A 23,712-nucleotide genomic window follows, 5' to 3' on the forward strand; every position below is an offset into this window, starting at 1 on the left:
CCGCCGATAGGTGCTACCGCCCAAGATGAGGTGTCCATGGGGCACCCCACCAGCACTGGCTCTCGTCGCCTCACTCGGGGGCGGTGGCCAAACGTGCCTACCCGCGAAGGGCCGTAATGATCGCAGCTACGGCGCCAACCAGTGCTGAATCTGCCGTCAGTGGCCCAGGTGGCTCCCCCTGAGGAAGCCTCACCTTCCCGCTCGGCAGTCTTCTCCGGATTCATCTGACGTGTTCTCCGATCACTCAAGTGAGACGTACCTGTGCCGATCACAGACGTAGCGCCTGACCTGAGGTCAACGCGGCTGCTCCGGCACCCATAGCTCCCTCAGGGCGACGGAACCCAAAAACCCACAGCCGCCCCAGCTCAATAATCAGCACGGAGATCTTTCAGCCCACCCGTGATCTCCGGCTTCACGTGGAGGACCACAACGAGTGCTTGGACCGCTGGGCGGACGCACTCCTGACTGAGGACGGCCAGAGGGCGGCTGCTGAGGAAGCCGAAGAAGAACGCCGCTGCAAGCAGCTTGGTGACCTTCATGGCGACTTGGTGGAGGCGGCTCGACTCGCCATAGCCGAACGACCGACGATCAGCTGACCTTCCATGCCCGGGGCGTCCCGGCTGTCTTTCTCTCCGGAGAAACGCGGGTCAGCGACGCGTAGAGCGATGAACCATGGTCCACGCCTGGTCCACAAACAATGATCCAAAGCAGTACAGGGGCAGATCAAGGTGAGACAGGGCCCACGACGAAGGGGTGCCCCCGTATGTGGGGCACCCCTTCTGATCAGCACATCGTCTGACCTGCTGCGGTGGGTGTGGGATTTGAACCCACGGTGACATCGCTGCCACGACGGTTTTCAAGACCGTTCCCTTAGGCCGCTCGGGCAACCCACCCACGCCCCGCCACACCAGGCGCGGAGCGGCCTACAGAGTACCGGCACCGCGGAGGGCCCCGCAGCAGCGTTTCATCGTGGGGGCCGGGAGCGGGGAGGAGGGCGAGTAGGGGAGGGAGTGGAACTCGGTGTGGGGGAACGCGGGTCAGCTGTCGCCCTTGCGTTCGCCCAGGGTGATGTCGACCGTGCTCTCCTTGCCGGCGCGCTCGTACGTCAGCTTCACCGTGTCGCCCGGCTTGTGGTTCCAGATCTCGCTGATCAGCGTCGGGCCGCTGTCGATCGGCCTGTCGTTGAACCGGGTGATCACGTCGCCCGACTTCAGACCCGCCTTCGCGGCCGGGCTGTTCGGCGGGACCGCCGCCGTGCCGCCCGCGCCCTGGGGGACGATCTTGGCGCCCTCGCCCCGGCTCGCCAGGTCGACCGTGGCGCCGATCACCGCGTAGACCGGCTTGCCGGTCTTGATGAGCTGCTCGGCCACGTTCTTTGCCTGGTTGATCGGGATCGCGAAGCCGAGGCCGATGGAACCGGCCTGTGTCTGTCCGAGCCCGCCGCCCGTCGACTGGATCGCCGAGTTGATGCCGATGACCGCGCCGCGCGCGTCGAGCAGCGGACCGCCCGAATTGCCCGGGTTGATCGAGGCGTCCGTCTGGAGCGCGCTCATGTACGAGTTCTTGCCGCTGGAGCCGTCACCCGACGCCACCGGGCGGTTCTTGGCGCTGATGATGCCCGTCGTGACCGTGTTCGAGAGACCGAAGGGCGCGCCGATCGCGATCGTGGAGTCGCCGACCGCCGCCTTCTGCGAGTCGCCGAGCGCCAGCGGCGCCAGGCCCGGAGGGGCGTTCTTCAGCTTCAGTACGGCCACGTCGTAACCCTGCGCCCGGCCGACCACCTCGGCGTCGTACGACTTGCCGTTGGAGAACGTCACCGAGACCGCGCCGCCCTCAGCGGCGGAGGCCACCACGTGGTTGTTGGTGAGGATGTGGCCTTCCTGGTCGTAGACGAAGCCGGTGCCGGTGCCGCCTTCCTCCTGCTGGCCGCCACCGCCGAGGTCACCGCCGCCGCCACCGCCCGCGCTGGACTTCGCCTCGATGGTGACCACGCTCGGGAGCGCCTTGGCCGCCACCCCCGCCACCGTGCCCGGGTCGCGCTTGAGGTCCTTCGGGGTGTCCCCGGCGGAGACCGTCGTCGACTGGATGCCGTCGTCGTTGCGCTCGGCCGCCCAGTAGCCCAGGCCACCGCCGACGCCGCCCGCCACCAGCGCGGCGACCAGCACCGCCGCGAGCAGCCCGCCCGACCGCTTGCGCCGGGGTGCCTCGCCGACCTGGACCGGGGCGCCCCAGCCGGGACCGTCGCCGCCGTAAGCGCCTCCGTAGGAGGGGAGCGGCGGCGGGGGCGGCGGCCAGCCCGCGCCCTGCTGATGCGCGGCGCCGGGCTGATGCGCCGGACCATGGTGACCCTGGGGGCCCTGCTGATGCGCGGTGGCCGGGGAGGGATACCCGGGGTGGTGCGGGGCCGGCTGCTGGGACGCGGCCGGCGGCGCCGGTACGGAACTGGGCAGCGGCGCGGTGGGCGGCTCGGGCGGGGAGGAGTGCCCGGACCGCCCATCCGCGACCGCCGCCTGCTCGGTGGACCCGCCGTACGGTCCGTCGGCCGGAGCCGGGCCCGGCCCGGCAGCCGGTGTGGCGCCAGGGTCGGAGGGGGCGGAGGGCGCATGGGACGGCGGCGGCGGAGGGGTCCCGTCGGGAGCCGCCGACGGCACAGGAGGTACGGACGGGGCGGCCGACTGCGCAGTGCCCTCGTTGCCCTCGTTCTCAGTGCTCACAGCTCTCTCCTCAGGTTCCACATCGATCGCTTCGACAAGAGTCCGCCCGGCGCGGCCGGACGGATTGCCCCACGGCGTCTGGGTCCAGCATTTCCCATGGCTCGTCAGGCCACTGTAAGCAGGACCTGTGCGTATTCTCGCCACCCTTTACTTGCGACAAAACGGATAGCACTTCCGGGGCTCCGCTTGCGCGGTCCCACCGCCCGGGGAGTCGCCCCCCGGCTCACGTCTTCCCCGTCTCGGTGACACCATGACGCGGTGACCCAAGCACGGCAGCAACGCATTCAGGTCGTCGCCCACCGAGGAGCGTCCGAGGACGCCCCCGAGCACACTCTGGCCGCGTATATGAAGGCCATCGAAGACGGCGCCGACGCCCTCGAATGCGATGTGCGCCTCACCGCCGACGGGCACCTCGTCTGTGTCCACGACCGTCGAGTGAACCGGACCTCCAACGGGCGCGGCGCCGTCTCCGCCCTGGAGCTGGCGGAGCTGACCGCCCTCGACTTCGGTACGTGGAAGGGCCGCGAGGACTCCGCCGAGTCCCCCGACTGGGGCGACCCCTCGCTCACCTCCGTACTGACACTGGAGCGACTGCTCGAACTCGTCGCCGACTCCGGGCGCCGTGTCGAGCTGGCCATCGAGACCAAGCACCCGACCAGGTGGGCGGGTCAGGTGGAGGAGCGGCTGCTCCACCTGCTCGGCCGCTTCGGTCTCGCCGAACCGGCGACGGCGGCGGAGTCGTCCGTACGCATCATGAGCTTCTCCGCGCGCTCGCTGCACCGGGTGGCCGCCGCGGCGCCGAACATCCCCACTGTCTATCTGACGCAGTTCGTGACCCCGCGGCTGCGGGACGGACGGCTGCCCGCCGGTGCGCGTATCGCCGGGCCCGGCATCCGGATCGTCCGCAATCACCCCGGCTACATCGCCCGGCTACATCGAGCCGGGCACCGCGTCCACGTCTGGACGGTCAATGAGCCCGAAGACGTAGAACTCTGCGTCCGGCTCGGCGTCGAAGCCATCATCACCAACCGGCCCCGGCAGGTGTTGTCCCAGCTCGGCCGGGACTAAACCCAGGAAACACCTGTCGCATGAGCACGGGGAGTGCACCGGCGCGTTCGATTCGTTCGCCAGGGTCCGGAGTGCGCCACCGGGCCGCTCCGGAACGGTTTCCGGTCCAGTCCATTGGGGCATTCACACCGTGGCGTGGGGTTAAGGAGGTCTCGGGGGTGGCGTTGGTGGTGGCACAGGAGGTGCCCACGTCGTCGAGCATGGCCGTACCCCATGGCCCTGCGGGCGTGGGTGACGCACGGCACCGTATGCGCGAGCAATTGCGCCGCGTCCGGGTGCCGGAATCGGTCGTCGACGACGCGGTTCTCATTCTTTCCGAACTGCTCAGCAATGCCTTCCGGCACGGCAGGCCGCTGGGTCACGCGGAGCGCGGAGAGGGCGACATCCGCGCCGCTTGGCGCGTGGACGGTACCGGTCGGCTGACGGTGGAAGTGACGGACGGCGGCGGTCCCACCCGGCCCGTCCCGGCCACTCCGTCGGTCACCGCCCGGGGCGGTCGCGGGCTCAACATCATCAGCGCGCTGGCCCAGGACTGGGGCGTCCGGGACAGTTCGACGGGCGAGGTCACCGTCTGGGTGCTCGTGACGGATGGCAGGCGCCACGACGATTTCGCTACGCGCGTCACTGGGCCCGGCTTCGATTTCACCGAGGCGTACGAAGAGCTCGGCTGAGGCGTACGAAGAGCTGCACGCGGGGGCCCGGCTGAAGCGCAGGACGGGCTGCACGCGGGGGCCCGGCTGAAGCGCAGGACGGGCTTGCGCAGCCGGCGCGCGATGACCGTGCACACCGCAATGACCGCATCGACCGCATCGACCGCAATATCTTCGATGACCGCGATGAATGCGATTTAACTGCAATGACCGCAATGACCGCGGGCAAGGGTGACCTCGTACGAAGGCGGCCGCTCACCGGACGACCGCGTACGGGACCGGCCGCACATGGGACCGGCCGCGCATGGAACGCGACCGGCCGCCTGAGTGGGATCAGCCGCAGTGGGACCGGCCGAGTGCGGAGCGCGACCGCCCGGAGCACGATGGCCGCGACGCACGGACCAGGGCGGACGGCCGCGTACGGCTCTCGCGGGCGGCGCGGGGCTCCCTCGCGGCCACAGGCCCCAGGGGTGCCGTGCCACCGCGCGGACGGCGGACGACTAGGCTCGCCGAACAGACCTCCGCCCTCACCACCGCGCGATCGGGAGAAGCCGCACCATGGCCAAGAAGCGCCCCCAGACCAAGGCGTCCAAGCCTCAGCTCAAGGACCGGGGCCGCGGCGCCAATGAGCCCGTACCCGTGGTCGGGGCCCGTGAGCCCTGCCCCTGTGGGTCCGGCCGGCGCTACAAGGCGTGTCATGGCCGCGCCGCCGCGCACGCCGTGACCGAGCTGGTCCAGCGGCCCTTCGAAGGACTGGCCGGCGAGTGCGACTGGGTCGCCCTGCGCGAGCTGGTGCCCGCCGCCACCGTGCGGCTCACGCTCAAGGACGGACTGCCCGACGGCGTACCGTCCGTGACCCTCGCGACCGTGCTGCCGATGGCCTGGCCCGCGCTGCGCCGCGACGACGGTTCCGTGCTCATCGGTCTCCAGAACGACACTTCGACGGGCGATCTGAGCCGTGATCTGGCGGACACCCTCACGCGCGCGCTGACGGCGGAGCCGGGCAGCCCGGTCGCCGGTGAGCGTGGTTCCGGTGCGGGGCCGAGGCTCCAGGACCTGCTCGACCCGGAGGCCACTTTCGCCCCGGAGGTCCATTCCGGTTTTGAGTTCTGGATTCCCGAGTCGGCGGACAACGCCACCCCCGACGTGGCGGCTTCCCTGGAGCGCGCGAACTCCGCGGCGATCCCGACGGTGAAGCTCTCCGGCGTCGACGCGGCGTATTGGTGCGAGACCCCGGAGAAGAACCACCTCCGCTGGGTCATGCCGCACTCCGAAGAGAAGCTGCTGGACGCGCTCGCACGGCTGCACGCGGCCGGTACCACCTCACTCGGCGAGGACACCCGTCTCGTCGGGTCGTTCCGCGCGCACGGGCTGATGGTCCCGGTCTGGGACCTGCCGACCGGAATGGGCGCCGAGGAGTGCGAGAAGCCCGCGGCGGAGTTCGCCGAGCGGCTGGTCGCCGCCCTCGCGTCGGATGTTCCGCTTACCGCCGACGAGCGGCGCGCCCGGGGCGGGCTCACCAACCGTCAGGTCACCCTGAGCTGACGACCGGCCCACGGTGACACTCGTGTCGCCGGTTTCAAAGACCCGCCCGGGGTCGAAACCGAACACCTACCGAACCCCGGTTCGGACCCCGGTTCAGGATCCGGTTCGGACAACAGAAAAAGCCGGAGTGACTCCAGTCACAAGTCGCTCTATGGGGAGCTGAATCGCTGTCCGAATACCCGAGATCGAATTTGCGAACCGCAGATCTCTTGTTACCGTTCTAGAAGCCCGGTCGCTGGTGCATCCCCCGTCGCCAGCGACCGGGCGTCCGCATTTCTACGGAACATCTCCCTCCGCTGACGCTCTGTCACCGGGATCGTCAACGTTGGCCGCCCTCGGGGGAGTTGCTCCCGACCCGCAGCAGCAGCGGATTCTGATCCGCGCCCCCGGCGGCAGCGAACTCCGCCACCGCGGAATACTCCCTGGCACCGTCCATGACAACACCGCGAGAAGTCTCCTTCGGCGTCTCACAGACACCCGGCTCACCACCCGCCTCAACCGAGCAGTTGATCTGCACGGTACGTGCGTCAGGGCCCATCAGAGTAAGTACGGAACTCAATTCCGCACCCGTCGTATTGCGGTAGTACGTACGCGCCCAGGTGTGCTGTCCCTTGTTCAGTACACAGGTCTGGGCCTCGACCCCGACGGCGGAGGCGACTTCCGGCCCACAGAGCGCGCGGGTCGTGTTCCGGTACCCGGAGGCCGTGGCGGCGGGGTCGGTTTCAGCCGTCTGCAGCGCTCTTGACGTACGGCCCGAAGGTCGTGCGGGGTCCGGGCGGGACGGCCCGTACCCCTCAGGCTCCGAATACTCCACCGGGCCCGGGCGTTCGACCACATCCGCGTGTTCGGCCGAGTCCGGGTGTTCGGCCGAGTCCGAGGGATTGACCCGCCAGTCCGAGGGGTCGATCGGATCCCGCGCGGAATGCGTCCCGGCCGGCCGGAGGAACACATCGGCCGGGCCGGCCGCGGCCGCCAACGGCAGCAACGCGGCGACCACCACGACCGAGGCGATCCCGATCATGCGGAGATTCATGGGTCACCTGTCGACGGCGCGGGGACTCCTGACACGGAGCGGTGAGCCGAAGATATCCAGGCGGAACGGACCGACCACCACCTGCCGCACCCGATTCCCGCACAACTCGGGCCGGCTCCAACCCGTACGAGTGACGGAGCCGGCCCTCAAGAGACATCGAGACATCGAGGAAACGGGGCATCGGGGCATCGCGGAAACGACGGACACATCGAACGCGTCGGACACATCGGACATCCAGCAGGACGCCGAGGTCAGAACGCGAGCCGGCTTCCGCCGTCCGGTGCGCTCGAACTCGCCTCCACCAGCGCGTCCACCACCGCTTCCACCCGTGGCAGCCAGGGCGTGGCGGACCCGGGCAGCGGCGCGCGCTCCCAGCGCACCTGGCCCGTCCCCGTCTCCGAGGGCGGCAGCACCAAATAGCCGCCCTCACCGTGGAAGCGCAGCGAGCTGGGCACGCAGTCCTTGGCGAAGAGGAGTTCACCGAGTTCTTCGAGGCTGTACGGGGCGACCAGCAGCGACCAGCGGGTGGGCGTCGCGATCACCGGTCCGAGGCGCCGGTCCATCCGGTCGAGCACCGAGAGGGCACGGGCCCCCGCCACCGCGGGAAGGCTCACCGCGCACGGCGCGGACCCCCCGGTGGCCAGCACGATCGGGGCGGTCGGCCGATTCGCCCACCACCAGCGCACCATTCGTTCGTCAGTACTCGCGGCGAGCAGCCCGGGATCGAAGGGGTGCGCGCCGGGTACGACGCACTCGGCGTCGGGGCAGGCGCACCCGCGCTCGCGGTCTCCGCGACCACCGGCCGATTTCAGTCCCACTCCGGGGAGTACGGGCCATTGCCATTCGACGGCGCAGGTCAGCGCCGCTTCAAGCTGTGCAGACTGTGCAGGCCCCTTTGTGCGCCGAAACCAGAGCCTGCGTCGCCTTCCGAGGATCTCGCGCATGAGCGCTCGTTCCTTTCCGTTGAACGCCGAGGTCCACATCACACCATGTGTGCAGCTCTTGACTGTGCGTACGCTTACGTACCGTGTGTACGAGTACGTACTGGTCGGCGTCATCCCGCCCGGTGCCGGTGGGCATGGGCGTCCCCGCTTCGCCTGCGGCAGATTCGCCGCCCGGGGGCCGAACGTGGGCTGGTGCTCCATCTAACGCAAGGCCAGGGATGGCACGCGCCTGGCGCTTCTCGTTCCGTTACAACGGATCGGCCCCACTCGCGTGGGGACGCGTGGGGATCTGCCGTACAGCTTCTGGCGCAGCCTACGGGTGTTAGGACGCCCGAGCCGGTCACCAGGTTCCGGGGCGGCATCAACTGCCCCCGGCCCTCACCGTTCACGTACCCAATACGTTTGGTATGACGCTTGCCCACGAGGCTCCGACCAGGGCTGAGCCCTGGAGGGACCTCTCGCGAGATCCACTGCCTAACGCCCTCAGTCGACCTCAATTGAGCTTCACCAGGTGCATTTTTCGGCCAAGTTCAAGATTTATTCAAGGGTGGCTCAAGGTAACGCAGACACCATCAATCCCACTGGTGCAATGCTGGACATCCCCTTCCATGTGCGTGTACATGTGGACGCATGGGTAGCCGCGCAGAATGACATGGGGGTTTGCGGTGCTATTGAGCGAAACGCACCGGTCGGAAAGCCGATCGAGATGAGCGCCCCTCATCTACCGAAAGTGGCTGGAATCAACTCGGCTGTTTCCCATCCCACACACACTGCCGGGACTCTGCCCGCCCCCGTCCCGGTACCGGCCGCGCCCGAATCCGGCCTGGAAGCGCGCCCCGACACGATGATCCAGGACCGGCTCGCCGGCTGGGTCTCCGATCTGACCACCCTCCATGAGCTGACCGAGCGGCTGGCCAGAACCGGCTCTCTCGACACCGCCCTGCGGGAGATCCTCAGCGCCGGCGCGGCCCTGGTGGGGGCCCGGCGCGGACTGATCGTCCTCGAACCCCTGCCGGACGCCGCACCCCCGAACGCCGACCGCTTCGGCCCCGCACACGGCATCACCCTCACCCGAGGGCTCGGACTCACCCACGCCGAACTCGGGCACATCGAGACGATTCCGCGCGCCATCACCGCGTACGGCCGCATCCTGGACGACCGGGAGGCCCCCTGCCCGGTCGCGCCCGACGCGCCGGAGCCCGTCGCCCACCCCGATCTGCTCGGTGACGCCTCACTCGACCCCCGCCACCGCGAAGTCGCCCTCCGGCTCGGCTACGCCGCCAGCTACACCCAGCCACTCGCCTCCGCCGCGGCCGGCACCCTGGGCGCCGCCGTCTGGCTGTACGACGAGCCCGCCGCGCCCCTGGAACGACAGCGCCATCTGGTCGGCCTCTACGCGCGGTACGCCACCGAGCACCTGTCCCGGCTGCTGGAGCTGGAACGGGCCCGCGCGACCTTGGCGACCGTGGCCGGGGAACTGCTGCCCAGCCGGCTCCCCCGGGTGCCGGGGGTCCAGCTCGCGGCCCGGCACCGGACCGGACCGCACGGCGGCGGGGACTGGTACGACGCGCTGCCGCTGCCGGAGGGCGCGCTCGGGCTCGCCGTCGGCTCGGTCAGCGGCTCGGGTCCCAGCGCGCTGGCGGCGATGGGGCGGCTGCGCGCCTCCCTGCGGGCGTACGCCGTGATGGAAGGCGAGGACCCCGTCGCCGTACTGTCCGATCTGGAACTGCTGCTGCGGCTCACCGAACCGGCCCGGACCGCCACCGCGCTCTTCGCCTACGCCGAGCCGGCGGCCGGCAAGATCCTCCTCGCCGGGGCGGGGCACACACCACCCCTGGTGATCGGCGAGCGGCGCACGGAGTTCGTGGAGACGTCGCTCTCCGCCCCGCTGGGGATGCTCGCCTGCTGGGAGGCGCCGAGCGTGGAGCTCTGTCCCGACCCGGGGGAGACGGTGCTCCTCTACACCGATGGTCTGCTCCGGCGCACCGGCGAACCCATGGACCGGGCCTTCGCCCGGCTGCACTCCGCCGCCGCGAGCGTGCCACGGGCGGTACGGGAGGACCCGGGGGCCGTCGCCGACCACGTACTCGACACCCTGCTCCCCGGGGAGCCGGAGCGGGGCGGGGACCACGAGGACATCGTGCTGCTCGCCGCCCGTTTCGCCTGACCGGCCACTCCGATGAGGGGAGGGGGTGCCGGGACGGGTGGGCGGGCGCTCCGATGAGGCGAGGGGTGCCGGGACGGGTGGGCGGGCGGACCGGTAGGCGGATCAGGGGCGATCCGGCCACCGCCGCAGCCCTTCGGTCCTGTCAATGTGAGAAGTAAGACAAAATGGTCCATCTAGGCCGTCTTCACGTCGCACATACGATGGAGTCCGGTCCAGTGACGTATCGAGGAGGCAGACGTGGCCGAGGAGCTCACCCCGAGTACCCCGGAAGAAGAAGAGCAGCCGATCAAGCCGCGTAAGAACGGTCTGTACCCGGGTGTGTCCGACGAGCTCGCGGAGAACATGGCGAGCGGCTGGGCCGACACCGAGATGCGCGATCTGCAGCCCATAGCGCAGGCGCCCCACACCGCCGCCCGTCGCGCGGCGCTCTCGGAGCGGTTCCCCGGCGAGCGGCTGGTGATCCCGTCGGGCAACCTGAAGACCCGCTCCAACGACACGGAGTACTCCTTCCGTGCCGCCACGGAATACGCCTATCTCACCGGTGACCAGTCCGAGGACGGCGTCCTGGTGCTGGAGCCCACCGCCAAGGGGCACCGGGCGACCGTCTACCTGCTGCCGCGCTCCAACCGGGAGAACGGCGAGTTCTGGCTCTCCGGCCAGGGTGAGCTGTGGGTCGGTCGCCGGCACTCCCTCACCGAGGCCGAGCAGGTGCTGGGGATTCCCGCCAAGGACGTACGGGAGCTGGCGGACCACCTCCGCGAGGCGACCGGTCCGGTCCGTGCCGTACGCGGCCACGACGCCGGCATCGAGGCCGCGCTGACCGACAAGGTCACCGCCGAGCGCGACGCCGAGCTGCGCGTCTACCTCTCCGAGGCCCGCGCCGTGAAGGACGAGTTCGAGATCGGCGAGCTGCAGAAGGCGTGCGACTCCACCGCCCGCGGGTTCGAGGACGTCGTCAAGATCCTGGACAAGGCCGAGGCCACCAGCGAGCGCTACATCGAGGGAACGTTCTTCCTGCGCGCCCGCGTCGAGGGCAATGACGTCGGCTACGGCTCGATCTGCGCGGCCGGCCCGCACGCGACCACGCTGCACTGGGTGCGCAACGACGGCCAGGTGCGCTCCGGCGACCTGCTGCTGCTGGACGCGGGGGTGGAGACCACCACCCTCTACACGGCGGACGTCACCCGCACCCTGCCGATCAACGGCCGCTTCAACGAGCTTCAGCGCAAGATCTACGACGCGGTCTACGACGCCCAGGAGGCCGGTATCGCGGCCGTGCGACCGGGCGCGAAGTACCGGGACTTCCATGACGCCGCCCAGCGGGTGCTCGCCGAGCGACTCGTCGAGTGGGGTCTGGTGGAGGGGCCGGTGGAGCGCGTGCTCGAACTGGATCTCCAGCGCCGCTGGACCCTGCACGGCACCGGTCACATGCTCGGCATGGACGTCCACGACTGCGCCGCCGCGCGCACCGAGGCGTACGTCGACGGGACGCTGGAGCCGGGCATGTGCCTGACCGTGGAGCCCGGTCTCTACTTCCAGGCCGACGATCTGACGGTGCCGGAGGAGTACCGGGGCATCGGCGTACGGATCGAGGACGACATCCTCGTCACGGCGGACGGCAACCGGAACCTGTCCGACTCGCTGCCGCGCCAGGCCGACGAGATCGAGACCTGGATGGCCTCGCTCAAGCAGTCCTGACGACACACGGGTCCTGACGACACACCGGGCTGTGTGTACACCGGGCCCGACGGCACACCGGTGCCGAGAAGTGCGGAGCCGTGGAGCGCGGCTCTGAGAGGTGCCGAGGAGGGCGCGCCGCGATCGAGGTCTAGGAGACCTTGAGCAGCGCGTCCTCCCGCCATTTGAGGACCTTGTCGAAGCTGACCACTGCACCGCGCCCCGGCCGGTTGCCGAAGTGGACGTGGTCGGCGAGCTGCTCGATCAGACAGAGTCCGCGACCGCTCTCCGCCGTCGCCGGGACGTGCGCCGTGGTCGCATGGGCGCAGCCACCGTGCCTGGCGGGAAAACCGGGGCCGGAATCGGCCACTTCGATACGGCACTTCTCGCCGTCCAGGTATGCGGTGACCCGGTACGCCTCCGACGGCTCGCCCACGCCCTGTCCCCCGCCGTGTTCCACGGCGTTCGCACACGCCTCGCTGAGCGCGACGGAGAGATCGAACGAGATGTCGGGATCGACCCCCGCCGTCTCCATCGTGCCGAGCAGCAGACGCCTGGCGAGCGGAATGCTCGCAGCTTCGCGCCGCAAGTGGAGTGACCACCAGATGCTCATGTTCCAGCCTCCTGGCCGCGGCTCGACATACCGATACGTATTGCCCACGAACACGTTCCGTAAGCGCACAGTTGATGTGATTGCCCTCATTCGGCCGACGCGCGCCCCTGGGGCGGCGGTGTATGGCGCCCCGCGTACGTACCCTCCGCGCCGGCCGGTCGAGTCGGCCGTACGGGGCCGAACCGACCTGAACCGGCATGGATCGCACGCCCAACTGGTACGGATCGCACGCCGCGCCGGTACGGATCGCACGCCGCGCCGGTCGAACCGCGCTGATCACGGCGGAGTGATCACGGCGGGCTGATCACGGCGGTACCGGCCACCCAGGACCCGGCTCCCAAGGTCCCGGCCCCAAGCTGCCGGTGCGCGAGGGACGGCGCGCGAGGGAAGTGTGTGCGAGGGACGGGTGTGCGCCGGGAGCGGCAAAGGGGACCTTCTGGACCTGCCGTACAGATGCTCGACACCCAGTGGGATGATGACCCGGCCATGTCGTCCCCGTCCGCCCCGCCCGGTGGCATCGCCGGAGCCGGTCCCCGGCTGCTGAAGGCCGCGGTGTTCACCGCGGTCTGCGTCGTGCTGTCCGCGACGGGGCACACGCTGGCGGCCTGTGCGAGTGTCCCGTGGTGGACGCTGGTGGCCGGGTTCATCGGGGTGTTCGCGCTGGTCGCGCCCTTCACCGGCCGGGTGCGTTCGCTGCCGGCCGTCATCGTCGCGCTGGCGGCGGGGCAACTCGCCCTGCACTCCCTGTACGGCATCGGCCAGCAGCACCGGCTCCAGTTCGCGCCGACCGCGGACGACGCCCTGATCCGACTGGCCGCCAAGCTGGTCTGCGGAGCCGGCTCCGCCTCGCTCAGCCCCACCGACGCGCACCGGATCGTCACCATGGCCGGTATCGATCCACCACCGCACGGCACCCACGCCGCCGCCGGCGCCGCGCCGGAACTGCTGCCCTCCCTCCCGATGCTGCTCGGCCATCTGCTGGCCGCACTGGTGACCGGCTGGCTGCTGCGGCGCGGGGATCTGGCGCTGGCCCGGCTGATCCTGCTGTCCACCGCGTCGGCGCACGAGGTCACCGAGGCCGCCTGGCTGCGGTCGCTGCGGACCGCGTTCGGTCTCGTACGGGCGCTGTTCCGCGGTCTCGTACGGACTCCGGCGCCTCCGGCGCGCGCGCCGCGGGCCACGGACGATCCGCCCCCGGCCGGTGCCGGTGAGGCGCTCCAGCACACGGTGATCAGACGCGGGCCGCCCGCCCCGTACGCTCTCGCGGCCTGACACGGCCCACTCGACGGGAGTGGGGCCGTGGTGCCCGCGCACATCCGTGCGCCGTGGCACACCCCATGTCCCTCCCCCTGAGTGGAGTGTCCTCACCATGAGCCTTTCCTCCCGCACCTCCCGTGTGATCGCCGTCGCGACCGGCGTCGCCGCCTCCTCCCTGCTGCTCTCCGGCACCGCCTCCGCGCATGTCAGCGTCCAGCCGCAGGGAGAGGCCGCCAAGGGCGGTTACGCCACGGTCAACTTCAAGGTCCCCAATGAGCGCGACACCGCGTCGACCGTGAAGCTGGAGATCAGCCTGCCGACGGAGCACCCGCTGGCCTCGGTGCTGCCGCAGCCGGTGCCGGGCTGGGACGTGAAGGTCACCAAGACCAAGCTCGCCAAGCCGCTTGAGGTCCACGGCAACAAGATCACCGAGGCCGCCTCCAAGATCACCTGGACCGCCGCTGGCGGCAAGGTCGGCCCGGGTCAGTTCCAGCAGTTCCCGGTCTCGCTCGGGCAGCTTCCGGAGAACGCCGAGAGCGTGGTGTTCAAGGCGATCCAGACGTACGACAACAAGGAGGTCGTGCGCTGGATCGAGGAGGCGAAGGAGGGCGCGGAGGAGCCGCAGTCCCCGGCGCCGGTCCTGGAGCTCTCGGCCGCCGAGGACGGTCACGGTGGCGCGGCCCCCGAGGCCAAGGAATCCGGTGCCAAGGAATCCGGTGCCAAGGAGTCCGAGGCCAAGGGGTCCGACCACGCGAAGAAGACGGTGACCGTGGCGGCCGACAGTTCGGACTCCACCGCCCGTGTCCTGGGGATCGTCGGCATCCTGGTGGGTGTCGTGGGTGTCGCCTTCGGCGTGCTGGCCGGCCGCCGCCGCACCTCCTGATCCGGCGTGCCCTCCGCACCGCCCCACCCGCACCGAATCGCACATCTCACAGGGATATCTCTCCATGCGTAAGAAGACCGCCCTGGTGGCCGCGCTCGTCGCGGCCACCGCCCTGACGCTGTCCGCCTGCTCCAGCGGCGGCTCCGACTCCGGCTCGGGCACCGAATCATCGGACGTCGCCGACATCTCGGCGATGCAGGACCGCAAGCCGGGCACCGCGCTGGACAGCCCGTACACCAAACCGAACCTCGTCCTCACGGACACCAAGGGCAAGAAGTACGACCTGCGGGAGCAGACCAAGGGCAAGCCCACGCTGCTCTTCTTCGGCTACACGAACTGCCCCGACGTCTGTCCGCTGACGATGAGCAATATCGCCGTCGCCGAGAAGAAGCTCTCCCCGGCCGACCGGGACAAGCTCCAGGTCGTCTTCGTCACCACCGACCCGGAGCGGGACACCCCGGCCTCGCTGGGCACCTGGCTGGCCAGCGCGGGCGACGCGTCCTTCACCGGGCTCAGCGGCGATTTCGCGACCATCCAGGCCGGCGCCCGTCAGGTGGGCATCAGCATCGACCCGGCGACGAAGGAGAAGGGCGGCTCGGTCGTCTCCATGCACGGCGCCCAGGTCATCGCCTTCTCACCCAAGACCGACCAGGGCTATGTGCTCTACGGCGAGGACACGACCGCCGACGAGTACGCCAAGGATCTGCCCAAGCTCATCCGCGGAGAGAAGCCGTGAGCCGGGCGGGCACGCGGGGAGACACGAACCGGGCAGGCATGAGCCGGGCGGGCACGCGGGAAAGCACGAACCGGGCGGGCATGAGCCGGGCGGTGATGAGCCGGAGAACCGGGGGCCGGAGAGGTGGGCGCCGGGGAGCTGTCGCCCGTACCTCGTTCACCGCGGTCGCGTTGAGCGCGGGTCTCCTGCTCACCGGCTGCTCCTCCGGGGGCGGCTCGGGCGAGCCGGAACTCACGGTCGACAACGCCTTCATGCCCCAGCCGGTCAGCGATATGGCGGCCGGCTTCCTGACCGTGCGCAATGACGGTTCCGGAGCCGACAAGCTCACCTCCGTCACCAGCGCCATCTCCGACGACGTGACGATCCACGAGTCGAAGAACCAGAAGATGCGGGAGGTCGCGGAGTTCGACATCCCGGCGGACGGCGTGCTCGATCTCGAACGCGGCGGCAACCACGTCATGTTCATGAAGCTCAAGCAGCGTCCGAAGCAGGGCGAGAAGGTCTCCGTGGAGCTGCGCTTCGAGAAGTCCGACCCCATCACGGTCGAACTTCCGGTCAAGGAACCGACGTACAACCCCGCGAAGCACTGAGTACGAGGGGACTGACCAAGCCATGACAGCCACCGCCCCGCACCTCGGCCCATCCCCGGTCCGGCCCGTGTCCGGACACCCGGTCCTCCGGGGGCCCCTGCTCCGGCGACTGCTCGCCATCACCGTGCTCATCGGCACGGTCCTCGGCACACTGCTCGCCGGCGCCGGACCCGCGGCGGCCCACGCCGCCCTGACCGGGAGCAACCCGAAGGACGGGGCGGTGGTCGCCACCGCCCCCACGGAGGTGACGCTCACCTTCTCCGAACAGATCGCCCTCGGGAAGGACTCGATCCGGGTCCTCGACCCCAGTGGCGAACGCGCGGACGAGTCCACCGTCCGCGACCTCTCCAGCGGCGGCACCGTCGCCTACGCCGTCGATCTGCTGCCCGGACTGCCCGACGGCACCTACACCGTGGCCTGGCAGGCGGTCTCCGCCGACAGCCACCCCATCTCCGGCGCGTTCACCTTCTCCATCGGCGCGCCGTCGGAGACCGAGGTGGCCCTCCCCCGGGAGAAGGCCGGCGAAGGCGCCGTCGCCGTCCTCTACGACATCTCCCGCTACACCGCCTACGCGGGCTTCCTGCTGATGGCCGGTGCCGCGGCCTTCATCCTGCTCTGCTGGCCGCGCGGCGCGTCCGTACGGCCGCTCCAGCGGCTCGTGGTGCGCGGCTGGGTCACCCTGACCGCCGCCACCCTCGCGACCCTGCTGCTGCGCTCCCCGTACACCGGCTCCGGAGAGTTGGCGGACGCGTTCGACCTCGGCGGCCTCCAGACGGTCCTGGAGACCAAGACGGGCGCGGCCCTGGTCTCCCGGCTGCTGCTGCTCGGCGCTGCGGCGCTGTTCATCGCGGTGCTCTTCGGCGCGTACACGAAACGCGACGGCGACGACCAGCGGAGCGAGAAGAAGGACCTGACCTTCGGGCTCTCGATCGGTGGCTCCGTCGTGGCCGCCGGGATCGCCGCGACCTGGGCGCTCTCCGAGCACGCGTCGACCGGTATCCAGGTGGGGCTCGCGATGCCCGTCGACGTACTGCATCTGCTCGCCGCCGCGACCTGGCTCGGCGGTCTCGTGGCGCTGCTCACCGCGCTCCACCGGGTGCCGTCCCTCGAACCGGCGGTGGTACGGCGCTTCTCCGGTGTCGCCTTCGCCAGTGTCGTCACACTGGCGGTCACCGGGATCTACCAGTCCTGGCGGCAGGTCGGCTCGTGGTCGGCGCTGACCGGGACGTCGTACGGGCAGTTGCTGCTGGCCAAGGTGGCCCTGGTGGCGCTGATGGTCGGGGTGGCGTGGTTCTCGCGCCGCTGGACGGCGCGGCTGACGGAACCAGCGGCCGAACCGGCGCCGGACGCCGGGCCGGTGACCGATCCCGCCGCGACGCCGAACCCTGGCGACACACCGGACCATGTCGACACGGCGGACCCGACTGTCACAGCGGTTTCGGCCGACCCGGCTGCTGTCGCGGTGGACGGGACCGGGGCGGACGACCCCGCGCGGGCCGCCCAGCTCGCCCGTCAGCAGGCCGCCGTCGCCACCGCCCAGCGGAAGAAGGAGCGCGACGCCGACCCCGGGCGGACGCGGCTCCGCCGTTCCGTACTGGCGGAGGCGGGGATCGCCGTCGTGGTCCTCGCCGTCACCACCGTACTGACGACCACCGAACCGGGTCGTACGGAGGAGGAGGCCGCCAGGACGACGACCGGCGCCGCCCAGAACGGCGCGGGCGCTCCCCAGGGGCCCGCCGAGCGCACGCTGCCCTTCGACACCGGCGGCGCGAACGGCAAGGGGACCCTGCGGCTCTCCCTCGGTCCGGCCGCGCCGGGCGCCAATGAGATGCACCTCTGGGTGGACGGCCCCGGCGGGAAGCCGATGGACGTGCCCGAGCTGAAGATCTCCCTCACCCTCCAGGACAAGCAGATCGGCCCGTTGCCCGTCACCCCCACGCGGCTGGCGGCGGGGCACTGGAGCGCGGGCTCGGTCCAGATCCCGATGCCCGGGGACTGGCAGCTCCAGGTGACCGTACGGACCTCCGACATCGACCAGACGACCATCGACGAGACCGTGAGGATCGGCTGATCCCCGTGACCACAGAACTCATGAACGCAGAACTCGCGAACACGGAACTCCCGAACGCGGAATCCGGTGCCGCAGAGGCTGGGACGGCGCCGTCGGTGCCCACGCCTTCGGTACCCGTGGCGTCGGTACCCGTGGCGTCGGCGGCCGTGGCGTCGGCGGCCGTGGCGTCGGCGGCCGTGACCCCGTCGCCCGCGACCTCGGTGCGTGGCCGGTGAGCGGCTTCTCCCGGCGACGGCTGATCGGCACGGCGGGCGCCGTGGGCGCGGCCGGGCTCGGGGTCGGCGCCGCGGGCGGGGCCATCGCCCGTGCCACCACCGCCGAGGAGGCCCCGACCGCGCTGACGACGGTCGGCGCGAACACCGTCGCCTTCCACGGCGAGCACCAGGCCGGCATCACGACACCCCCGCAGGCGCACGGCCATCTGATCGCCTTCGACCTGGCGCCGGGGGCGGGCCGCAAGGAGGCGACCGCGCTGCTCCGCCGCTGGTCGGGGCTGGCCGCCGAGCTGATGGCCGGCCGGCCGGTGGCGGCGGACGACACGGGCGTCGCCCTGGACGCCGGGCCGTCGTCGCTGACGGTCACCTTCGGATTCGGCCGCACCTTCTTCGACCGTACGGACCTGGTGGCGCGCCGGCCGCCCGGACTGGATCCGCTGCCCGCCTTCTCCGCCGATCGGCTGGACACCCGGCGGTCCAACGGTGATCTATGGGTGCAGATCGGCGCCGACGACGGACTGGTCGCCTTCCACGCCCTGCGGGCGGTCCAGCGGGCGGCGGGGGCGACGGCCCGGGTGCGCTGGCAGATGACCGGCTTCAACCGTTCGCCGGGCGCCACGGAGCGGCCGATGACCACCCGCAATCTGATGGGCCAGGTCGACGGCACCAACAATCCGAAGCCGTCCGATCCAGACTTCGACCAGCGGATCTTCGTACCGCCATCGGACGCGGGCACCGGTACGGGGACAGACGGGGGTACGGGTACGGGTACGGACGCCGGCACTGGTGGCGGCGGTGGTGACTTCGAGTGGCTCGTGGGCGGCTCGTACGCCGTCGTACGGCGCATCCGGATGCTCCTGGACGACTGGGAGGGGCTCCGGCTCGCGGAGCAGGAGCGGATCATCGGGCGGCGCAAGTCCGACGGCGGCCCGCTCACCGGGGGCGGCGAGACGGAGAAGCTCGCGCTCGACAGGATCGGCGCGGACGGAAAGCCGGTCATCCCGGCCAACGCCCACGCCCGGATCTCCGCGCCCGAGCAGAACGGCGGGGCGGCGATGCTGCGGCGGCCCTTCTCGTACCACGACGGGATCGGCGCGGACGGTGTCCCGGACGCCGGGCTGCTCTTCATCTGCTGGCAGGCCGACCCGCTGCGGGGCTTCGTGCCCGTACAGCGGAAGCTGGACCGGGGGGACGCGCTGTCCCCGTTCGTTCGGCACGAGTCGAGCGGGCTGTTCGCGGTGCCGGGCGGCGCGGCGAAGGGCGAGTACGTGGGCCAGCGGCTGCTGGAGCCTTAGCCGGCCCGCCACCGCACGGCCCCGGCTGACACAGCCCTCGCCACCGCACCGCCCGGCGGTCATCGTCACCCCCGGGGCACCCGGCAGCCGTGGCCGCCTACCACCGCGCCGGGCCATCGCTCGGTCCGCACCGGCCGGGCGGTCGCACCCCCCGCCGCTCCGCCAGGCCCGCCGTCCCGGGCCCATTAGGGTGACCCGTATGTCAGCCACGCGCTACACGTATCTCGGCCCCGAGGGCACGTTCACCGAGGCCGCTCTCCGCACCCTCCCGGAGGCCGCCGCCCGGGAGCTCGTCCCGATGGTGTCCGTGCCCGCCGCGCTCGACGCCGTACGGAACGGGGACGCGGCCGCCGCTCTCGTACCGATCGAGAACTCCGTGGAGGGCGGCGTCACGGCGACCCTCGACGAACTGTCGGCGGGCGCGCCGCTGATGATCTACCGCGAGGTGCTGCTGCCGATCGCCTTCGCGCTGCTGGTCCGGCCGGGGACCCCGATGTCCGGGGTGAAGACGGTGACCGGGCATCCCGTCGCCCAGCCGCAGGTACGGAACTGGCTGCGGACGAACCTGCCGGACGCCCTGTGGGAGTCGTCCGCCTCGAACGCCGACGGCGCCCGGCTGGTGCAGGAGGGGCGGTACGACGCGGCCTTCGCCGGCGAGTTCGCGGCGGCGACGTACGGCCTGGAACCGCTGGTGACCGACATCCACGACGCGGAGAACGCCGAGACCCGTTTCGTCCTGGTGGGCCGCCCGGCCAGGCCGGCGGCGCCGACCGGCGCGGACAAGACGTCGGTGGTCATCTGGATGGGCGAGGACCACCCCGGCGCGCTGCTCGAACTGCTTCAGGAGTTCGCCGTGCGCGGGGTCAACCTGATGCTGATCCAGTCCCGCCCGACGGGAGCCGGCATCGGTAACTACTGCTTCGCCGTGGACGCCGAGGGCCATATCTCGGACCGGAGGGTGGGCGAGGCCCTGATGGGGCTGAAGCGGATCTGCCCGAAGGTGCGGTTCCTCGGTTCGTATCCGCGCGCGGGGGTGACGGCGGACGAGGTACGGGGGCCGCGTACGGGCACCTCGGACGGGGACTTCACGGCGGCGTCGGACTGGCTGGCGCGCTGCCAGGACGGACGCGCCTGAGGGGAACCGGCTCGGGCGGGCTCGGGCCCGCCCGGGCGGCGCGCCCGGTCCGGGGCCGTCGAGCTCGGTCGGTACGGCCGGTCCGGGGCGCCCGGTCCGGCGAGGGGTCCGGGGTGCCCGGCTCGGCTGCGGGTGACTGACCGGAACTGTCCTACCTGCTGATTTTCGTTATCCACAGAGTTATCCACAGGCACCCTTCTCGACCTGGGGACAAGTCGACAACCCGTAACGACATGGTCGACAAATCGGTCCACCCTCCCGGCCGTCTTCCACAGGGCCGCAGGTCAAACGCTTCCCGTGGGCGTCACCCCGAATTCATTGATCAACTCTTTGGAGCGAGCAATTCTCACCCGAATGAGTGTGTGGGGTGGGTTTGGGAGGGGAATTCCTCGGCCCGTACGACCGCTTCGGAATGATCACTTCCGAAATCCACAGTTCCACCACACAGCCTGTGGATAACTTTCCGAAGCGACGCCCACCTGTGGACAACACCGAGGCAAGTCCCGCAGCCCACGGGGGACATGGGTCAATTTCGGCCTATGATGAGTGCCCCGTTCCAGCGAATACGCCTCCCTCTGCTTGACGCCACTCCCATCGGTTCGGATCGTCGGCAAAAACCGGCAAAGGACATTAATTACCCCAAAAGGTATGCAACGTATTAACAGGTGGCCGGCCGGGGAGTGGGCACCGGTAGCCTGGTGGGGTGATTGACCTTCGCCTGCTCCGTGAGGACCCCGACCGTGTCCGCGCTTCCCAGCGCGCCCGTGGAGAGGACGTCGCGCTCGTCGACGCCCTGCTCTCCGCCGATGAGCGGCGCAGGTCCTCCGGCCTCCGCTTCGACGAGCTGCGTTCCGAACAGAAGTCGCTCGGCAAGCTCATCCCCAAGGCCACTCCCGAGGAGCGGGCCGAGCTGCTGAAGAAGGCCGAACAGCTCAAGGCCGACGTCAAGGCGGCCGACGCCGAACAGCACGAGGCCGACGACGACGCCCGACGACTCCTCCTCCAGCTCGGGAACATCGTCCACGACGACGTACCGGTCGGCGGCGAGGAGGACTTCGTCGTCCTGGAAACGCACGGCACCATCCGCGACTTCGGCGCCGAGGGCTTCGAGCCCAAGGACCACCTGGAGCTGGGCGAGGCGCTGGGCGCCATCGACGTCGAGCGCGGCGCCAAGGTGTCCGGATCGCGCTTCTACTACCTCACGGGCGTCGGCGCCCTGCTGGAGCTGGCGCTGGTCAACGCGGCCATCGCCCAGGCCACCGAGGCCGGCTTCATCCCGATGCTGACCCCGGCCCTCGTCCGGCCGCGCGCCATGGAGGGCACCGGCTTCCTCGGCCAGGCGTCGGAGAACGTCTACCACCTGGAGAAGGACGACTACTACCTGGTCGGCACCTCCGAGGTGCCGCTCGCCGCGTACCACATGGACGAGATCATCGACGCCGACAAGCTGCCCCTGCGGTACGCCGGCTTCTCGCCGTGCTTCCGCCGCGAGGCGGGGACGTACGGCAAGGACACCCGTGGCATCTTCCGGGTGCACCAGTTCGACAAGGTCGAGATGTTCTCGTACGTCGCCCCGGAGGACGCGGCGGCCGAGCACCAGCGGCTGCTGGAGTGGGAGAAGCAGTGGCTGACCGCCCTGGAGCTGCCGTTCCAGGTGATCGACGTGGCCACCGGTGACCTCGGTTCGTCCGCATCGCGGAAGTACGACTGCGAGGCGTGGATCCCCACCCAGGGCAAGTACCGCGAGCTGACCTCGGCCTCGAACTGCGACAGCTTCCAGGCGCGCAGGCTGTCGGTGCGGATGCGCGAGGGCAAGAAGGTCCAGCCGCTGTCGACGCTCAACGGCACGCTCTGCGCCGTACCGCGCACGATCGTGGCGATTCTGGAGAACCACCAACTGGCCGACGGATCGGTTCGAGTGCCGCAGATGCTGCGCCCGTACCTCGGTGGCCGGGAGATCCTGGAGCCGATCACCGGATGAGTTCCGCCCCCTTCCCGTACCGACTGATCGCCACCGACCTCGACGGCACCCTGCTGCGCGCGGACGAGTCCGTGTCGGAGCGCACGCGTGCCGCGCTCACCGCCGCCACCGCGGCGGGCGCCGCGCACATCGTCGTCACCGGGCGTTCGGTGCCCTGGACCCGGCACATACTGGACGACCTCGGCTACCAGGGCCTCGCGGTCTGCGGCCAGGGCGCCCAGCTGTACCACGCGGGCGAGCACCGGCTGCTGACCTCGGTCACGCTGGACCGTCAGCTCGCGGGGCTGGCGCTGGCCAAGCTGGAGGCGGAGGTCGGCCCGCTGGCACTGGCCGCGAGCCGGGACGGCCTGGAGGGCGAGGTCCTGGTCAGCCCGGGGTACGCGGTCCAGGAAGGTCCCCTTCCGGTGCTGCCCCTCACGGACACCGCCGATCTGTGGTCGGCGCCGCTGAACAAGGTCTACATCCAGCATCCGACGCTCGGCGACGACGCCCTGACGAAGATCGCGAAGGAGACCGTCGGCGGCCTGGTGGACGTGGTGATGGCGGGCGCCGGGATAGTGGAGATCCTTCCCCTGGGCCTGACGAAGGCCACCGGGCTCTCCCTGGCGGCCAGGCGGCTGGGCCTGCGCGCGGCGGACACGATCGCGTTCGGGGACATGCCGAACGACATCCCGATGTTCGGCTGGGCCGCACACGGGGTGGCGATGGCGAACGCGCACGACGAGCTGAAGGCGGTGGCGTCGGAGATCACCGCGTCGAACGACGCCGACGGCATCGCGGTGAAGCTGGAAGAGCTGCTCCTGACGGGCTGACCCTCGGCGTCCGGGCCCCCGGGCCTTCGGCCCGGGGGCCGGGAGGCCCGGGCCGGAGGCTCGCCCCCGGGAGGTTCACCCCCTGGAGACTGGAGATTCGCTCACCTCCGGGAGGGGCGGCCCGCGCCTCGGCGCGCTCGAAGTGGCCGCCCCCCGGCAGCGATACGTGGCGGTCTCCCGGGGTGTCGGTACCGACCCCCCGGGCCCCCGCCCGTCCGGCGCCTCGCGGGACCCGACGGTCGTGCCCGCCCGCTCGCGGTCACCGTCGCGCCCCTCGCCCGGAGGTGCTCGCGATCGCACATACGTACGATCGGTTCAACCACTCT

Annotated in this window: 19 protein-coding genes and 1 tRNA gene; 14 read left to right on the forward strand and 6 right to left on the reverse strand. The window is 70.7% G+C overall.

The annotated features are described in order from the left end of the window. Positions 1 to 365: 365 nt before the first annotated feature. The 3 genes from ACH4S7_RS12385 to ACH4S7_RS12395 all read right to left on the reverse strand — a co-directional run bounded on the left by ACH4S7_RS12385 (position 366) and on the right by ACH4S7_RS12395 (position 2,714). Positions 366 to 539: a hypothetical protein gene (locus tag ACH4S7_RS12385; RefSeq protein WP_398521075.1), complete on the reverse strand. Its 174-nt coding sequence runs from the start codon at positions 537 to 539 to the stop codon at positions 366 to 368. 267 nt (positions 540 to 806) lie between these two features. Next, a tRNA-Ser gene (locus ACH4S7_RS12390) sits at positions 807 to 893 on the reverse strand. A 144-nt stretch (positions 894 to 1,037) separates the two neighbouring features. Beyond that, positions 1,038 to 2,714, reverse strand: coding sequence for a S1C family serine protease (locus ACH4S7_RS12395; protein WP_398521076.1), 1,677 nt, complete (start codon positions 2,712 to 2,714; stop codon positions 1,038 to 1,040). Between the two features lie 258 nt (positions 2,715 to 2,972). Between ACH4S7_RS12395 and ACH4S7_RS12400 the strand changes: the two genes are divergently transcribed. The 3 genes from ACH4S7_RS12400 to ACH4S7_RS12410 all read left to right on the forward strand — a co-directional run bounded on the left by ACH4S7_RS12400 (position 2,973) and on the right by ACH4S7_RS12410 (position 5,977). Next, positions 2,973 to 3,782: a glycerophosphodiester phosphodiesterase gene (locus ACH4S7_RS12400; RefSeq protein WP_398521077.1), complete on the forward strand. Its 810-nt coding sequence runs from the start codon at positions 2,973 to 2,975 to the stop codon at positions 3,780 to 3,782. 71 nt (positions 3,783 to 3,853) lie between these two features. Further along, positions 3,854 to 4,453 (forward strand): ATP-binding protein, encoded by a 600-nt coding sequence (locus ACH4S7_RS12405; protein WP_398521078.1) that lies wholly within the window; start codon positions 3,854 to 3,856, stop codon positions 4,451 to 4,453. A gap of 537 nt (positions 4,454 to 4,990) precedes the next feature. Then, on the forward strand, positions 4,991 to 5,977 hold the full coding sequence (locus tag ACH4S7_RS12410) for a DUF5926 family protein (protein WP_398521079.1): 987 nt from the start codon (positions 4,991 to 4,993) through the stop codon (positions 5,975 to 5,977). Positions 5,978 to 6,296: 319 nt separating this feature from the next. Here ACH4S7_RS12410 and ACH4S7_RS12415 read toward each other — a convergent pair whose 3' ends face one another. Together ACH4S7_RS12415 and ACH4S7_RS12420 are read right to left on the reverse strand one after the other, a co-directional pair. Then, the gene (locus ACH4S7_RS12415) at positions 6,297 to 7,010 is read right to left on the reverse strand and encodes a hypothetical protein (protein ID WP_398521080.1); all 714 of its coding nucleotides are present in this window, start codon (positions 7,008 to 7,010) and stop codon (positions 6,297 to 6,299) included. A 251-nt stretch (positions 7,011 to 7,261) separates the two neighbouring features. Further along, positions 7,262 to 7,954 carry a bifunctional DNA primase/polymerase gene (locus ACH4S7_RS12420; protein ID WP_398521081.1) on the reverse strand — a complete coding sequence of 231 codons (693 nt, stop codon included), beginning with the start codon at positions 7,952 to 7,954 and terminating at the stop codon, positions 7,262 to 7,264. Between the two features lie 589 nt (positions 7,955 to 8,543). Here ACH4S7_RS12420 and ACH4S7_RS12425 point away from each other — a divergent pair. Both ACH4S7_RS12425 and ACH4S7_RS12430 read left to right on the forward strand, forming a co-directional pair. Then, complete coding sequence (locus ACH4S7_RS12425) at positions 8,544 to 10,121, forward strand: PP2C family protein-serine/threonine phosphatase (RefSeq protein ID WP_398521082.1); 1,578 nt, start codon at positions 8,544 to 8,546, stop codon at positions 10,119 to 10,121. A gap of 237 nt (positions 10,122 to 10,358) precedes the next feature. Next, complete coding sequence (locus ACH4S7_RS12430) at positions 10,359 to 11,819, forward strand: aminopeptidase P family protein (RefSeq protein WP_398521083.1); 1,461 nt, start codon at positions 10,359 to 10,361, stop codon at positions 11,817 to 11,819. Positions 11,820 to 11,949: 130 nt separating this feature from the next. On the opposite strand, the gene ACH4S7_RS12435 is transcribed toward ACH4S7_RS12430, so the two are convergent. Further along, positions 11,950 to 12,411, reverse strand: coding sequence for an ATP-binding protein (locus ACH4S7_RS12435; protein WP_398521084.1), 462 nt, complete (start codon positions 12,409 to 12,411; stop codon positions 11,950 to 11,952). Between the two features lie 486 nt (positions 12,412 to 12,897). On the opposite strand from ACH4S7_RS12435, the gene ACH4S7_RS12440 reads away from it, so the two are divergent. From ACH4S7_RS12440 to ACH4S7_RS12480, 9 genes are all read left to right on the forward strand, one after another. Beyond that, positions 12,898 to 13,683, forward strand: a complete 786-nt coding sequence (locus ACH4S7_RS12440; protein ID WP_398521085.1) for a hypothetical protein — start codon at positions 12,898 to 12,900, stop codon at positions 13,681 to 13,683. Positions 13,684 to 13,780: 97 nt separating this feature from the next. Further along, positions 13,781 to 14,551 (forward strand): YcnI family protein, encoded by a 771-nt coding sequence (locus ACH4S7_RS12445; protein WP_398521086.1) that lies wholly within the window; start codon positions 13,781 to 13,783, stop codon positions 14,549 to 14,551. A gap of 64 nt (positions 14,552 to 14,615) precedes the next feature. Continuing rightward, positions 14,616 to 15,287, forward strand: a complete 672-nt coding sequence (locus ACH4S7_RS12450; protein ID WP_398521087.1) for an SCO family protein — start codon at positions 14,616 to 14,618, stop codon at positions 15,285 to 15,287. Between the two features lie 95 nt (positions 15,288 to 15,382). Further along, the gene (locus ACH4S7_RS12455) at positions 15,383 to 15,877 is read left to right on the forward strand and encodes a copper chaperone PCu(A)C (RefSeq protein WP_398521088.1); all 495 of its coding nucleotides are present in this window, start codon (positions 15,383 to 15,385) and stop codon (positions 15,875 to 15,877) included. Positions 15,878 to 15,899: 22 nt separating this feature from the next. Beyond that, positions 15,900 to 17,948 carry a copper resistance protein CopC gene (locus ACH4S7_RS12460; protein WP_398521089.1) on the forward strand — a complete coding sequence of 683 codons (2,049 nt, stop codon included), beginning with the start codon at positions 15,900 to 15,902 and terminating at the stop codon, positions 17,946 to 17,948. A 211-nt stretch (positions 17,949 to 18,159) separates the two neighbouring features. Further along, positions 18,160 to 19,458, forward strand: coding sequence for a Dyp-type peroxidase (locus tag ACH4S7_RS12465; protein ID WP_398521090.1), 1,299 nt, complete (start codon positions 18,160 to 18,162; stop codon positions 19,456 to 19,458). 199 nt (positions 19,459 to 19,657) lie between these two features. Further along, positions 19,658 to 20,593, forward strand: coding sequence for a prephenate dehydratase (gene pheA / locus ACH4S7_RS12470; RefSeq protein ID WP_398521091.1), 936 nt, complete (start codon positions 19,658 to 19,660; stop codon positions 20,591 to 20,593). A gap of 703 nt (positions 20,594 to 21,296) precedes the next feature. Continuing rightward, positions 21,297 to 22,574 (forward strand): serine--tRNA ligase, encoded by a 1,278-nt coding sequence (gene serS / locus ACH4S7_RS12475; protein ID WP_398521092.1) that lies wholly within the window; start codon positions 21,297 to 21,299, stop codon positions 22,572 to 22,574. Beyond that, on the forward strand, positions 22,571 to 23,386 hold the full coding sequence (locus ACH4S7_RS12480) for an HAD family hydrolase (RefSeq protein ID WP_398521093.1): 816 nt from the start codon (positions 22,571 to 22,573) through the stop codon (positions 23,384 to 23,386). Before serS ends, ACH4S7_RS12480 begins: the two co-directional genes overlap by 4 nt. The last annotated feature ends 326 nt before the right edge of the window (positions 23,387 to 23,712 follow it).

It is taken from the genome of Streptomyces sp. NPDC020965 (genome assembly GCF_044333555.1).
In the GTDB taxonomy this organism is placed as follows: Bacteria; Actinomycetota; Actinomycetes; order Streptomycetales; family Streptomycetaceae; genus Streptomyces.

What these genes read in the sequence shown, in the direction of transcription:
- ACH4S7_RS12460 (WP_398521089.1), top strand. Translation starts at nt 15,900, where the DNA reads ATGACAGCCACCGCCCCGCACCTCGGCCCATCCCCGGTCCGGCCCGTG.
- ACH4S7_RS12420 (WP_398521081.1), bottom strand. Translation starts at nt 7,954, where the DNA reads ATGCGCGAGATCCTCGGAAGGCGACGCAGGCTCTGGTTTCGGCGCACA.
- ACH4S7_RS12445 (WP_398521086.1), top strand. Translation starts at nt 13,781, where the DNA reads ATGAGCCTTTCCTCCCGCACCTCCCGTGTGATCGCCGTCGCGACCGGC.
- pheA (WP_398521091.1), top strand. Translation starts at nt 19,658, where the DNA reads ATGTCAGCCACGCGCTACACGTATCTCGGCCCCGAGGGCACGTTCACC.
- ACH4S7_RS12450 (WP_398521087.1), top strand. Translation starts at nt 14,616, where the DNA reads ATGCGTAAGAAGACCGCCCTGGTGGCCGCGCTCGTCGCGGCCACCGCC.
- ACH4S7_RS12415 (WP_398521080.1), bottom strand. Translation starts at nt 7,010, where the DNA reads ATGAATCTCCGCATGATCGGGATCGCCTCGGTCGTGGTGGTCGCCGCG.
- ACH4S7_RS12480 (WP_398521093.1), top strand. Translation starts at nt 22,571, where the DNA reads ATGAGTTCCGCCCCCTTCCCGTACCGACTGATCGCCACCGACCTCGAC.
- ACH4S7_RS12455 (WP_398521088.1), top strand. Translation starts at nt 15,383, where the DNA reads ATGAGCCGGAGAACCGGGGGCCGGAGAGGTGGGCGCCGGGGAGCTGTC.
- ACH4S7_RS12435 (WP_398521084.1), bottom strand. Translation starts at nt 12,411, where the DNA reads ATGAGCATCTGGTGGTCACTCCACTTGCGGCGCGAAGCTGCGAGCATT.
- ACH4S7_RS12385 (WP_398521075.1), bottom strand. Translation starts at nt 539, where the DNA reads ATGAAGGTCACCAAGCTGCTTGCAGCGGCGTTCTTCTTCGGCTTCCTC.
- ACH4S7_RS12410 (WP_398521079.1), top strand. Translation starts at nt 4,991, where the DNA reads ATGGCCAAGAAGCGCCCCCAGACCAAGGCGTCCAAGCCTCAGCTCAAG.
- ACH4S7_RS12425 (WP_398521082.1), top strand. Translation starts at nt 8,544, where the DNA reads ATGCTGGACATCCCCTTCCATGTGCGTGTACATGTGGACGCATGGGTA.
- ACH4S7_RS12440 (WP_398521085.1), top strand. Translation starts at nt 12,898, where the DNA reads ATGTCGTCCCCGTCCGCCCCGCCCGGTGGCATCGCCGGAGCCGGTCCC.